This is a genomic window from Endozoicomonas sp. ONNA1 (genome assembly GCF_024606325.1).
In the GTDB taxonomy this organism is placed as follows: Bacteria; Pseudomonadota; Gammaproteobacteria; order Pseudomonadales; family Endozoicomonadaceae; genus Endozoicomonas_A.
The window spans coordinates 1-12,831 of sequence record NZ_JAHHPN010000955.1 but is presented as its reverse complement, the minus strand read 5'-3'; the positions used below and the strand labels follow the sequence as shown (position 1 = coordinate 12,831).

The 12,831-nt window shown below is 50.2% G+C and carries 11 protein-coding genes; 8 read left to right on the top strand and 3 right to left on the bottom strand.

The window, feature by feature from the left end:
* From KDK19_RS23030 to KDK19_RS23005, 6 genes are all read left to right on the top strand, one after another.
* Positions 1–1,592 (top strand): 2-oxoglutarate dehydrogenase E1 component (locus KDK19_RS23030; protein WP_257293036.1); only part of this gene is annotated, 1,592 nt, incomplete at its 5' end.
* Between the two features lie 57 nt (positions 1,593–1,649).
* On the top strand, positions 1,650–2,861 hold the full coding sequence (odhB, locus tag KDK19_RS23025; protein ID WP_257293035.1) for a 2-oxoglutarate dehydrogenase complex dihydrolipoyllysine-residue succinyltransferase: 1,212 nt from the start codon (positions 1,650–1,652) through the stop codon (positions 2,859–2,861).
* A 62-nt stretch (positions 2,862–2,923) separates the two neighbouring features.
* Positions 2,924–4,363, top strand: coding sequence for a dihydrolipoyl dehydrogenase (lpdA, locus tag KDK19_RS23020; RefSeq protein WP_257281763.1), 1,440 nt, complete (start codon positions 2,924–2,926; stop codon positions 4,361–4,363).
* Between the two features lie 154 nt (positions 4,364–4,517).
* On the top strand, positions 4,518–5,684 hold the full coding sequence (gene sucC / locus KDK19_RS23015; RefSeq protein ID WP_257254494.1) for an ADP-forming succinate--CoA ligase subunit beta: 1,167 nt from the start codon (positions 4,518–4,520) through the stop codon (positions 5,682–5,684).
* Positions 5,685–5,686: 2 nt separating this feature from the next.
* On the top strand, positions 5,687–6,559 hold the full coding sequence (gene sucD / locus KDK19_RS23010) for a succinate--CoA ligase subunit alpha (protein WP_257254493.1): 873 nt from the start codon (positions 5,687–5,689) through the stop codon (positions 6,557–6,559).
* 310 nt (positions 6,560–6,869) lie between these two features.
* Complete coding sequence (locus tag KDK19_RS23005) at positions 6,870–7,013, top strand: hypothetical protein (RefSeq protein ID WP_257254491.1); 144 nt, start codon at positions 6,870–6,872, stop codon at positions 7,011–7,013.
* Between the two features lie 63 nt (positions 7,014–7,076).
* Here KDK19_RS23005 and KDK19_RS23000 read toward each other — a convergent pair whose 3' ends face one another.
* Positions 7,077–7,634, bottom strand: a complete 558-nt coding sequence (locus KDK19_RS23000; RefSeq protein WP_257254490.1) for a Smr/MutS family protein — start codon at positions 7,632–7,634, stop codon at positions 7,077–7,079.
* Positions 7,635–7,841: 207 nt separating this feature from the next.
* Between KDK19_RS23000 and prmB the strand changes: the two genes are divergently transcribed.
* Together prmB and aroC are read left to right on the top strand one after the other, a co-directional pair.
* Positions 7,842–8,828: a 50S ribosomal protein L3 N(5)-glutamine methyltransferase gene (gene prmB, locus KDK19_RS22995; protein WP_368736495.1), complete on the top strand. Its 987-nt coding sequence runs from the start codon at positions 7,842–7,844 to the stop codon at positions 8,826–8,828.
* A gap of 108 nt (positions 8,829–8,936) precedes the next feature.
* A complete protein-coding gene (gene aroC / locus KDK19_RS22990) occupies positions 8,937–10,025 on the top strand; it encodes a chorismate synthase (RefSeq protein WP_257254489.1) in 1,089 nt (362 codons plus the stop codon).
* A gap of 67 nt (positions 10,026–10,092) precedes the next feature.
* On the opposite strand, the gene KDK19_RS22985 is transcribed toward aroC, so the two are convergent.
* Entirely contained in the window at positions 10,093–10,599 is a 507-nt protein-coding gene (locus tag KDK19_RS22985; protein ID WP_257281764.1) for a phosphoribosyltransferase, read from the bottom strand.
* A gap of 154 nt (positions 10,600–10,753) precedes the next feature.
* Positions 10,754–12,559: a long-chain fatty acid--CoA ligase gene (locus KDK19_RS22980; RefSeq protein WP_257293034.1), complete on the bottom strand. Its 1,806-nt coding sequence runs from the start codon at positions 12,557–12,559 to the stop codon at positions 10,754–10,756.
* Between the last annotated feature and the right edge of the window lie 272 nt (positions 12,560–12,831).

The window sequence follows — 12,831 nt, the reverse complement described above, 5'->3', positions numbered from 1 at the left end:
GTACGGATGTAGCCAAGATAGTGGGGGCTCCTATTCTCCACGTGAACGGTGACGATCCTGAAGCCGTTCACTTTGCAACCAAACTAGCGCTGGATTACCGAATGGAATTCAAGCGCGATGTTGTTATTGACATGGTCTGCTACCGTCGTCGTGGTCATAACGAAGCGGATGAGCCTTCTGGTACTCAGCCACTGATGTATCAGATTATCAAGACTCACAAGACAACCCGAGATCTGTATGCTCAGAGACTGGTGGAAGCTGGCGTCATGGATGCAGAGCAGGACAAGGTGCTGGTAGACAGCTACCGTAATGCTTTGGACAATGGTGGTCATGTTGTTAAATCACTGGTAAAAGAACCCAATAAAGAACTCTTTGTTGATTGGGCACCTTATCTGGGTCACGAGTGGACCGCGCGTCACGATACTCGCGTAGCTTTGGCTACTCTGCAGGGGCTGGGTCAGAAGCTGTGCAAGGTACCTGAAGGTTTTGTCGTTCAGCGACAGGTCAGCAAGATTATTGATGACCGTCTGAAAATGGCTGCAGGTGCGCAATCCATTAACTGGGGTGCGGCAGAGACACTGGCTTACGGTACCCTGATTATGGAAGGTCATCCGGTTCGTATTACCGGTCAGGATGTTGGTCGAGGCACTTTTTCCCACCGTCATGCTGTATTGCACAATCAGAAAGACGGCTCTACCTATGTACCCCTGGCCAATATTTCCGAAAATCAGCCTGCCTTCCAGATCTGGGACTCCCTGCTGTCTGAAGAAGCAGTACTGGCTTTTGAATATGGTTATGCGACCACAACACCAGGCGCATTGGTCATCTGGGAAGCCCAGTTCGGTGACTTTGCTAACGGCTGTCAGGTTGTTATCGACCAGTTTATCACCAGCGGCGAGCACAAATGGGGCCGTCTCTGTGGTCTGACCATGCTGTTGCCTCACGGTTATGAAGGTCAGGGTCCAGAGCATTCATCAGCCCGTCTTGAGCGTTACCTGCAACTGTGTGCTGAACACAATATTCAGGTTTGTGTGCCTACCACTCCGGCTCAGGTGTTTCACATGTTGCGTCGTCAGGTGCTGCGCCCGCTTCGCAAGCCATTAATCGCTTTTACACCGAAAAGTCTGCTAAGGCACAAGCTGGCGGTTTCCACTCTGGAAGAGCTGGCTGAAGGGAGTTTTCAGACCGTCATTCCAGAGGTTGACGAGCATGAAACCGGCGATATCACCCGCCTGATCATGTGTAGCGGCAAGGTTTTCTACGATCTGCTTGAGTACAGACGTGCAAATGAACTGAAGAATACAGCGATTATTCGTATCGAACAGCTGTATCCTTTCCCTCAGGATGACTTGGATGAGGTGATTTCCCGCTATCCAAACCTCAAGGATGTTGTCTGGTGTCAGGAAGAGCCCATGAACCAGGGCGCTTGGTATTGCAGTCAGCATCATATGCGACGTGCTCTGGATAATCACACTAATAATCTGCGTCTGGTTTACTCAGGTCGTGAAGCATCAGCGGCACCCGCTTGTGGTTATATGTCCAAGCATGTTGAAGAACAGCAAAAGCTGGTAGAAGACGCTTTTAACGTATAATTGATGATGCCCCGGTAGCTCCCGGGGCGATAGGTCGCAACCCCGAAAGGATCCATAATGGCCACTGAAATAAAAGCACCAACATTTCCGGAATCTGTCGCTGACGGTGTGGTTGCCACATGGCACAAGAAGATCGGAGAAGCTTGCTCTCGTGATGAGCTGTTGGTTGATATTGAGACCGATAAGGTAGTATTGGAAGTCGTCGCTCCAGCCGATGGTATGCTGAAAGAGATTCTCAAAAACGAAGATGATACCGTTTTGAGCGAAGAAGTTATTGCCATTTTTGAAGCCGGTGCGGTGGCTGCGGCTACCGCTCCGGAGGCTGAATCAGCGCCGGTAGTTTCTGATACAAATGTAAGCGCAGAAGAGCCAATCCTGAGCCCGGCCGCCCGTAAGATCGCTAATGAAAAAGGCATTGACCCGGCGGCCATTTCCGGTACAGGTAAAGGTGGTCGCGTCACCAAGGAAGACGTCGTTCGTCATGCAGAGCAGCGGCCAGCTCCAACACCTGCAGCTCAGGTTTCTTCAGCGCCCAGGGTAGAAGCTACTACTCCGGTTTTTGCTGGCGAACGCACGGAAAAACGTGTACCAATGACACGTCTGCGTGCTAGAGTTGCTCAGCGTCTGATAGAAGCGCAGCAGACAGCCGCCATGCTGACCACGTTCAACGAGGTCAACATGAAGCCGGTAATGGAACTGAGATCTCGTTATAAGGAACAGTTCGAGAAGCGTCACGGTATCCGTTTAGGGTTTATGTCCTTCTTTGTCAAAGCCTGTGCTGAAGCCCTGCGTCGATATCCTGCAGTGAATGCCTCTATTGATGGTAATGACATCGTTTACCACGGCTATCAGGATATTGGCGTGGCAGTCTCCAGCGATCGTGGTCTGGTTGTACCTATTCTGCGTAATGCTGAAAACATGAGTCTGGCTGACATTGAGGCGAAAATCCGTGAATACGGTAAAAAAGCTCAGGGTGGCAAGCTGGATATTGAGGACATGACCGGAGGAACCTTTACTATTTCCAACGGCGGTGTGTTTGGTTCGCTCTTGTCTACACCGATTCTGAATCCACCTCAGTCCGCAATTCTGGGTATGCATAAAATTCAGGAGCGCCCCATGGCCGTCAACGGTCAGGTGGAGATTCTGCCCATGATGAATCTGGCTCTGTCCTATGATCACAGGTTGCTGGATGGCAAGGAAGCAGTCACTTTCCTCGTTACCATTAAGGAACTGTTGGAAGATCCAGCCAGAATCCTGTTGGAATTGTAAGTGTTCATGGGTTTTGCGGCGGCTCAAAAGGCCGCCATTCTCATTTTCTTGGAATAGAAGATATGGCAAATCAGTTTGACGTCGTTGTCATCGGCGCAGGTCCTGCAGGTTACGTTTGTGCAATTCGTGCTGCGCAGCTGGGTCTCAAGACTGCGTGTATCGAAAAGTGGACTGATGACAAAGGCAAGACAGCCTTGGGTGGAACCTGTCTGAACGTAGGTTGTATTCCCTCAAAGGCGCTGCTGGATAGCTCTCACAAGTTTGTTGAAGCACAGAAAGACTTTAAGCTGCACGGTATCAATCACTCCGGTGTTGAAATGGACGTGCCGCAAATGATCGCTCGCAAGGACAAGATTGTTAAGACTCTGACTACCGGGGTTGGTGGTCTGTTCAAGGCAAATGGCGTAACTCTGCTGGAAGGAGCTGGTAAGGTACTGGCGAACAAGCAAGTTGAGCTGACCAAGGCTGATGGTTCTGTTGAAGTTTATGAAGCGGGCAATGTTGTTATTGCAACTGGCTCCCGTCCGGTAGAAATTCCTCCAACTCCGACTGATGGTGATCTGATTGTTGATTCCACCGGTGCCCTGGAGTTTCAGGAAACCCCCAAGCGTCTGGGTGTCATCGGTGCCGGTGTTATTGGTCTGGAACTGGGTAGCGTATGGGGGCGTCTGGGCTCTGAAGTGGTAGTTCTGGAAGCCATGGATCGTTTTCTGGCGGCTGCCGACGAGCAGATCTCTAAAGAATCCATGAAGATCTTCAAGAAGCAGGGGCTGGACATCCGTCTGGGTGCCCGCGTCACGGGTTCTGAGATCAAGGGTAAGGAAGTACACGTTACCTATGCGGATTCAAACGGCAATGAACAAGTTGTTGTATTCGATAAATTGATTGTTGCTGTAGGTCGTCGTCCATATACCGAAAGCCTGCTCGCTGCAGATTGTGGTGTGAACATGGATGAGCGCGGCTTTATCTTTGTAGATGATCATTGTGCAACTGACGTACCGGGTGTATATGCGGTTGGTGACGTCGTTCGTGGCCCAATGCTGGCGCACAAGGGCAGTGAGGAAGGCATCATGGTTGCCGAAATCATTGCTGGCCAGAAAGGCCATATGAACTATGATCTGGTTCCTTCTGTGATCTATACCCACCCTGAGATTGCATGGGTAGGCAAGACCGAGCAGGAACTGAAAGCCGAAGGTGTTGATTACAAATCAGGTACCTTCCCGTTCGTCGCCAGTGGTCGTGCTCTGGCGGCTAACGAGACTGAAGGCATGGTTAAAGTGATTGCAGACAAGGCAAGCGATCGTATTCTGGGTGTACATGCAGTAGGCCCGAGCGCTGCTGAACTGGTTCAGCAGGGTGTTATTGCCATGGAATTTGCTGCCAGTACTGAAGATCTGGCTCTGACCATCTTCTCTCATCCAACACTGAGTGAAGCTCTGCACGAGGCGGTTCTGGCTGTAGACGGTCATGCGATTCATATTCCTAATCGCAAGCGTCGCTAACTGAAAGTCTGAGGGCTGGTCCGATTTTGATGAGTCAGTCGGACAGGCGCCAGACCAGGAAGTTAATTTCGACACCTGATGGGTCGAAATAAAAAAACCTTTTATCCACGGATGTGGGTAGGAACTTGATTAAAACAACAATGGTAGCTTCAGTATGAATCTCCATGAATATCAGGGCAAGCAGCTGTTTGCTGAATATGGCCTGCCGGTATCCAAAGGTATTGCCTGTGATACACCGGAAGAAGCAGCTGCGGCCGCAGACCAAATTGGCGGAAATCAGTGGGTTGTTAAAGCACAGGTTCATGCAGGTGGTCGCGGTAAGGCTGGCGGTGTAAAGCTGGTCAGCTCCAAGGAAGAAATCCGTGAATTTGCTGAAAAGTGGCTAGGCAAGAACCTGGTCACTTACCAGACAGATGAAAATGGTCAACCGGTTAGCAAGATTCTGGTAGAAAACTGCACCGACATCGCTCAGGAGCTTTACCTGGGGGCTGTTGTGGACCGTTCTACCCGTCGCATCGTTTTCATGGCTTCCACTGAAGGTGGCGTAGAAATCGAAAAGGTGGCAGAAGAAACACCAGAGAAGATTCTGAAGGCTACAGTCGATCCTTTGGTAGGCGCTCAGCCCTATCAGGGGCGTGAACTGGCTTTCAACCTGGGTTTAAACGCTACCCAGGTTAAGCAGTTCACCAAGATCTTCCTGGGTCTGGCCAAACTGTTCCAGGATCTGGATCTGGCTCTGTTGGAAATTAATCCACTGGTTATCACTGAAGCTGGCGATCTACACTGCCTGGATGCCAAGCTGAACATCGATAGCAACGCCCTGTACCGTCAGCCCCGCCTGAAGACCATGCATGATCCTTCTCAGGAAGACGCTCGTGAAGCTCACGCTGCTCAGTGGGAACTGAACTATGTAGCTCTGGATGGCAACATCGGTTGTATGGTAAACGGCGCTGGTCTGGCTATGGGTACCATGGACATCGTTAAGCTATCCGGTGGCGCTCCTGCTAACTTCCTGGACGTGGGTGGCGGTGCCACTAAAGAACGTGTCAGTGAAGCATTCAAGATCATCCTGTCTGACGACAGTGTTAAAGCGGTACTGGTTAACATCTTTGGCGGTATCGTTCGTTGTGACCTGATTGCTGATGGCATCATCGGTGCGGTGAAAGAGGTCGGTGTTGAAGTGCCTGTGGTTGTTCGTCTGGAGGGCAACAACGCTGAACTGGGTGCTCAGAAGCTGGCTGAAAGTGGACTGGACATCATCGCTGCAAGCAGTCTCTCCGACGCTGCAGGCCAGGTAGTAAAAGCAGCGGAGGGTAAATAAGAATGAGCGTCCTGATTAACAAAGAGACTAAAGTAATCTGCCAGGGCTTTACTGGTTCTCAGGGGACTTTTCACTCTGAACAGGCTATTGCTTATGGTACTCGGATGGTCGGTGGTGTCACTCCGGGTAAAGGTGGTCAGGAGCATTTGGGTCTGCCTGTATTTAACACTGTCGCTGAGGCAGTGGCTAAAACTGGCGCTGAAGCTTCCGTCATCTACGTACCTGCTGCTTTCTGTAAGGATTCCATACTTGAGGCTGCCAACGCCGGCATCAAGCTGATTGTTTGTATCACTGAAGGTATTCCTACTCTGGACATGCTGGAATGCAAGGTTCGTTGTGACGAGCTGGGTGTTACCCTGATTGGTCCTAACTGCCCGGGTGTCATCACACCGGGTGAGTGTAAGATCGGTATCATGCCAGGTCACATTCACCAGCCTGGTAAAGTCGGTATTGTTTCCCGTTCCGGTACCCTGACTTATGAAGCAGTTAAGCAAACCACTGACTTTGGTTTCGGGCAGTCTACCTGTGTTGGTATTGGTGGTGATCCGATTCCCGGGTCCAATTTTATCGACATTCTGAAGCTGTTTGAGGAAGATCCGCAGACAGAAGCGATCGTTATGATCGGTGAAATAGGTGGTACTGCTGAGGAAGAAGCGGCTGCTTACATCAAAGAGAACGTAACCAAGCCCGTTGTTTCCTACATTGCCGGTGTTACTGCACCCCCGGGAAAGCGTATGGGGCACGCAGGTGCGATTATCTCTGGTGGCAAGGGTACTGCTGATGAGAAGTTTGCTGCTCTGGAAGAAGCCGGTGTTAAAACCGTTCGCTCACTTGCAGAAATTGGTCAGGCACTGAAAGAGAAAACAGGCTGGTAAGAGTCTGACCCGGTCAGCTTTAAATGATTAAACGGCTCATCTCTCAGGAGGTGGGCCGTTTTGTTTTGTGCGCTGAGTATCGCGCGTAGCGCCAAATGGCGCTGTTCCGTTACGCACTGTGGCGGCTCGATGACTGGGTGGTGAAAGTTCATTGTCAGTCTGGCAAGGGTTACCTCGGGAGGTCTGCCATCCTGCCACAGGCTACCAGTGTCGTGAGGCATTGCGATGGGGCGGCAGAATTCAGAAGAAGTCGTAGTAGCTTTGTTACCTCAAGCTGAAGGACGGAACAGGTTAAATGGATTGAGAGCCGATGACGACAGGAGCAGCAGTAAAGTCTGTTGAGATGCAGACACTCAGTGCAAAGTGGGTCGATCAGCCTGTTGAATTTGGAAGTCAACCACTGAGGCAGCTCGACGCTGAACACGACGTTGTACGTGCATGGCAACTGGTCTGATGGATCATCGTCGCTCCCGGTTGCAGGCTATGAAGGATCGGCGCCGAATCTCAGTAAGGCTCATCAAACTCTCCTCTTTAGTAGCACAAGAAGCGATCCTGTCCCGCCTTCTGAAGGCGGTGCTGAGCAGAATGCCAGAACTTCCGGAAGCTGCCGTAGCCAGTGATTGACATGGCTTTTCAGTGTGTTTTGACGATTTGCACTACGGTGTGATTTGCCGTGGATAATTCGAACGCACTGCATGCCTTCATTACGACAGAACAGCAGGAAATCTGATACCAGTTCCCTGGCCTCCTCAATCTTGTAGCCGTGAAGATCCAGTTGATACTGGATGGGTAGTGATCCCTGACGTAATTGACGCATGCGGGTATGTTGAATGCCTGATCTGCTGAAATCCAGTTTTTGCTCTGGTTCAATGGGTTCGATCCAGGCTTCCGACAGGGCGGCACCTTCAGGTTTGTTTTCCATCTGGGCTGCCCGTCGACGGGCCCTGAGTGTGCAGTCCGGGACGGTGGTCGGTTTCCTGAGCTCTACGGAGCGGTTGGCTTTCTTTAATGGCCGCACGTCCACCATGGCCTCTTTAAACAGGCCTTCCTGATCTTCATTATCGTCTTCGGTCATTGCTCTGAGCTCATCTTTAAACAGGTTTTTCAGCTCCGGGGAGTTTGAAATACAGGGTATTCTATCCTGTATTACAGCCTGACAATACTATGGCAGGCTGATCATACCCGTTTGCGGCGAAAAAGTGGTTCTTTGCCTGTGCCCGAATATGCTACCTTATGACGGTTTTGCAGGGGAGATCCTGATTGTGCTTCCTGAGGAGAGAGTGTGACTGAAATCAGTGAGATGCATACTGGCGAGCCATACTGTGCCAACGAGGCTTATGGTGGCCTGGTCAGTATTCGGGACTTCATTCGCTGGGCTGCATCACGATTTAATGAGGCCGAGCTGTTTTTCGGGCATGGCAGTGATAACGCTCTGGATGAAGCTTTCCATCTGGTTTTTCAGGTATTGCAGTTACCTTGGGAATTACCGGAACCTTACATGGATTGCCGACTTTCCCTGACTGAGCAGAAGAGAGTGGCAGAACTGATCGAGCGCAGAGTTTCAGAACGCAAGCCCTTGGCTTACCTGGTCAACCGGGCCTGGTTCTGCGGTCGACCCTATTACGTTGATGAACGGGTATTGGTGCCTCGTTCACCGATAGCCGAACTGATTCAGCAGCAATTGCAACCCTGGCTGGGGGATATCCGGGTCGAAAAGGTGCTGGATCTGTGTACGGGTTCCGGTTGTATTGGTATTGCAGCGGCTCATGAGTTTCCAGAAGCCACGGTCGATTTGCTGGATATTTCGGAAGATGCCCTGGAAGTGGCTGGCATCAATATCGATAGTCATGAGCTCTGGGGCAGGGTTCAGGCCATTCGTTCTGATCTTTTTGAAGCGATAGACCATGCTCCGGAAAAGCCGAAGTATCAGTTGATTGTCAGCAACCCGCCCTATGTGGATGCTGAAGATATGGCAGATTTTCCGGATGAGTTCGGCCACGAACCGGAGCTTGGTCTGGCGGCGGGAGAAGATGGTCTGGATATGGCCCGCGTAATTTTGGCTCGTGCCGCTGACTTTCTGGATGAGAAAGGGCTGTTGGTTCTGGAAGTGGGTAACAGTCATTGGGCTTTGAGAGATGAGTACCCTGCTGTGCCCTTCATCTGGCCAGAGTTTGAAACAGGCGGGCATGGCATCCTGATACTGGATGCCGGGAACTGTCGTAAGTATCAGCCTCTGTTTAGCAGCCGTGAGCGAAGAAAGCAGGCTTAAACAGCCATGAGTGACTGAAACCTTATTCTGGAAAAAGGTTTCAAAGTAAAGCATTAAACCCCTGACGGCAGCAACGACAGACAACCGTCAGAGGAGGGGGAAGTCAAAATGGCAGGCAATAGCATTGGCCAACTGTTCAAGGTTACAACCTTTGGTGAGTCCCACGGTATTGCCCTGGGCTGTATAGTGGACGGCTGTCCTCCGGGCATAGCTCTGAGTGAAGCGGATCTGCAGAAAGATCTTGATCTGCGTAAGCCCGGTACCTCCAAATATACGACACAGCGTCGTGAGCCGGATCAGGTTAAGATCCTGTCTGGTGTTTTTCAAGGCAAAACTACCGGCACACCCATTGGTTTGCTCATCGAAAATGTGGATCAGCGCTCCAAGGATTATTCCAATATCATGGATCTTTTCCGTCCAGGCCATGCTGACTATACCTATACCCATAAATACGGTTTTCGTGACTACCGGGGTGGAGGGCGTTCTTCTGCTCGAGAAACCGCCATGCGTGTCGCAGCCGGTGCGATTGCCCGTAAATATCTGCAGAGTCAGGGCGTCGAAATTAAAGGTTATCTGTCCCGGTTGGGCACGATCAGTATTGACAAGATTGACTGGGATGAAGTTCGTAATAATCCTTTCTTCTGCCCGGATGCGGATAAAGTGCCCGCCATGGAGCAATTGATCGACGACTTGCGTCGTGAGGGTAATTCCACCGGTGCCAAAGTGACCGTGATGGCTACCGGCGTGATGCCGGGACTGGGTGAGCCTGTCTTTGACCGACTGGATGCCGATTTGGCTCATTCTCTAATGAGCATTAACGCCGTTAAAGGTATTGAGATAGGCGATGGCTTTGAGTCTGTGGCACAGAAAGGTACAGAACATCGCGATGAACTGACGCCTGAAGGTTTTCTGTCCAATTCTGCTGGTGGTGTTCTGGGAGGTATCAGCTCGGGTCAGGATATTGTTGCTCATATTGCCCTGAAACCCACTTCCAGCATGACTGCACCTGGCAAGAGCATCAATATGCAAGGTGAACCGGTTGATGTGGTCACAAAGGGGCGTCACGATCCTTGTGTCGGTATTCGTGCCGTACCCATTGCTGAAGCCATGATGGCGATCACCCTGATGGATCACCTGATGCGTCATCGAGCTCAGAATGCTGATGTTGTCAGTCCAGCTCCGGTTATTCAAGGTTAGACCTGAATAATCTGGTACCCGGGCTCGGGGGCTTCCTTATACACGGTTAACACCTGTCAGTGGCTTACTATTTCCCAAACTGGTTGATGTCTTCGGCATCCCAGGCGTAGTTAATCCAGTAATCGTGAATGTCCTCTCCGGTGAAGAAGTGGCTCAACTTCTCTGGCAGGGTGCCTTTCTTTTCTTTCAGTTTGTTATGAACGACGAATGCGGCAAACTCAGTTTCAGGGTGTGTTTCATAAAGGTGGTTTAGCGTGAACTGAAGTGTGGTTCTTTCATCATCGACTTCGTCAATGACCAGAACTTTTTTCCCGTCGAGGTGGGTGCCTGTTTCCAGCCACTGAAGTTTGACCGGTGTCTCTGAAGGTGCAGTACCTGTCTCGTCGCTATAGCGGGAGAGGGATACAATCAGAATCGGTTTGTTGATGTAAGTGCGCATGATGCGTGCCGGAATCAGACCACCGCCACCAATGGCCAAAAGGTAATCAGGCTCAAATCCAGAGGCTTTGATCTTTTTCGCTGAGGCGCAAATGGTGTTATGGATATCGTTATAGGTGAAATTATATTGCTCCATGAGCACTTAAACCTTTAGATGAAGGAAGGGTCTGTTGACAGACCAATAAAACTGGAGCCGGGAAGGATAGGCGATTTACTGCCGATAAGCCAAGTAGGGCTTTCCACTGTAGCAGTGAGAGGCCATCCTGTTTGAGAATGGCCTCTCCGGGAGATCAGGATGACGTGGCCGGTGTGTACATGGCTTCAATTTCTTTGCGGAAACGTTCCATAATGATCTTTCTGCGTAATTTCAGCGTTGGCGTGATCTCTCCCATTTCGATGGAGAATTCACGGGGTAGCAGGGTGAACTTCTTAACTTGCTCGAATCGAGCCAGCTCTTCCTGAATGTGATCCAGCCGACCCTGAAACATGGCCTGGATATCGGCATTGTGGATCAGGTCCATTTTGTTTTCATAATTCAGGTTAATGCTTTTTGCGTATTCTTCCAGTGCTTCAAAGGCAGGAACAATCAAAGCAGAAACATAGTTTTTGGCATCAGCAATGATGGCGACCTGTTCAATAAAACGATCCTTGCCCAGTGTGCCTTCTATGTATTGGGGGGCAATATACTTGCCGTTGGACGTTTTCATTAGCTCCTTGATGCGTTCGGTAATACGCAGCTGACCTGTTTCATCGATCAGACCTGCATCGCCGGTTTTTAACCAGCCGTCAGCGTCAAAGGTTTTGGCTGTTTCATCCGGTTTTTTGTAGTAGCCGCGCATCAATGTCGGTCCTTTCACCAGAATTTCGCCTTCCTGTCCGATTTTAACTTCAGTGCCGGGAAGTGGTGTGCCGCAGCTGCCAAACCGGTAACCGGTATCGCGGAAGCAGGTTACCGTCGCCGTGGTTTCAGTCATGCCATAACCTACTTTGACATTGATGCCCAGGGCGTGGAAGAAACGGTTGATGTCGTCATCCAGTCGGGCACCGCCACAGGGCATGAAACGAATGCGCCCACCCAGCTTCTTCTTGATTTTGCTGAACACCCTTTTATCGGCGAGCTGGTTCAGGCTTTCCAGATAGGCAGGTACTGTTTTGCCCTGGCGCTTCAACTCCATAGTGGTGCGACCGACCTTCATGGCCGTTTTGAAAATAAAGCGTTTAACCGGAGAACTCTTTTGGATCATAGTGTTCACTCCGGTATAAATCTTTTCATAGAAGCGTGGTACGGCACAGACGACTGTTGGCTTTAGCGCTGGCAGTACCTCTGCAATTCTGGTCGGATCTTTGAGGTAACAGTTAACAGCTCCCCGGGTCAGTACATAATAACTCCAGGCCCTTTCAAAAATATGGCTCAGAGGCAAAAATGCAATGGATACATCGGTGTGATCAATATGAATCAGAAGATCGTGTGACTCAAAAGATGCGCCGATGCTGTTGTAATCCAGCATAACGCCTTTTGGTTGACCGGTTGTACCTGAGGTGTAGATCAAAGTGTAGAGGTCGTCCAGAGACTGATTTTCCAGACGTTCCGTCAGTATGTTGGATTCGGCAGGAGCACTGGCCATAAAGTCACTGAAATACAGAGCCTGACTGCAGTTTTTTAGATCAGTCCGGGAGTCAAATACAATGACTTTTTTCAGGTATTCGCACGTGTCCAATAGTTTGAGTGCGCCATCGAACTGCTCCTGTTCGCCGACGAACAACACGGAAATCCCGGCATCTTCAATAATGTAACGAGCCTGCTCAGCGGTATTGGTTGGGTATATGGGCACGGTGACGCAGCGTGTTTGCAGAATGCCCAGATCAGCAATAGTCCATTCAGGAAGGTTCTGCGACCAGATTCCGATATTACTTTGAATGGGCAGGTTATCTTTAAGCAAACAGCGGGAAACACAGTCGATCTTTTCTCCCAGCTGTTGCCAATTCATGGATTGCCATTGATGGTTTTCAGAGAAACGAATAGCCGTTTGACTGGAATGGTTACGTGAGCGCTGACGAATCAGGCTGATAAGGTGCGACGGAGGATGGTCATTCATTGGCAAGCAATATAAATATTATGGAAGTGACTGTTTTTCGCAATTCAAAAAAACGACACCTTCTGCTTATGGCTGATAATATCAAGCATTAAACAGATGGAAGCCAGTCTTCAATGGTTTCGTTTGCGGCGAAGAATACTACAGGAGTATTTTAGTTCCAAGAAGAATGTTAATAGCATCAACCACTTACGTAGATCACCATCTATAAAGCCCTCTAATTGCCTACATTTGCGCCTTCGTAAGCGTCACTTTCACTACCAAAGGCGCATAGG

What these genes read in the sequence shown, in the direction of transcription:
- lpdA (WP_257281763.1), top strand. Translation starts at nt 2,924, where the DNA reads ATGGCAAATCAGTTTGACGTCGTTGTCATCGGCGCAGGTCCTGCAGGT.
- KDK19_RS23000 (WP_257254490.1), bottom strand. Translation starts at nt 7,634, where the DNA reads ATGACCGAAGACGATAATGAAGATCAGGAAGGCCTGTTTAAAGAGGCC.
- KDK19_RS23005 (WP_257254491.1), top strand. Translation starts at nt 6,870, where the DNA reads ATGACGACAGGAGCAGCAGTAAAGTCTGTTGAGATGCAGACACTCAGT.
- KDK19_RS22985 (WP_257281764.1), bottom strand. Translation starts at nt 10,599, where the DNA reads ATGGAGCAATATAATTTCACCTATAACGATATCCATAACACCATTTGC.
- odhB (WP_257293035.1), top strand. Translation starts at nt 1,650, where the DNA reads ATGGCCACTGAAATAAAAGCACCAACATTTCCGGAATCTGTCGCTGAC.
- sucD (WP_257254493.1), top strand. Translation starts at nt 5,687, where the DNA reads ATGAGCGTCCTGATTAACAAAGAGACTAAAGTAATCTGCCAGGGCTTT.
- KDK19_RS22980 (WP_257293034.1), bottom strand. Translation starts at nt 12,559, where the DNA reads ATGAATGACCATCCTCCGTCGCACCTTATCAGCCTGATTCGTCAGCGC.
- sucC (WP_257254494.1), top strand. Translation starts at nt 4,518, where the DNA reads ATGAATCTCCATGAATATCAGGGCAAGCAGCTGTTTGCTGAATATGGC.
- aroC (WP_257254489.1), top strand. Translation starts at nt 8,937, where the DNA reads ATGGCAGGCAATAGCATTGGCCAACTGTTCAAGGTTACAACCTTTGGT.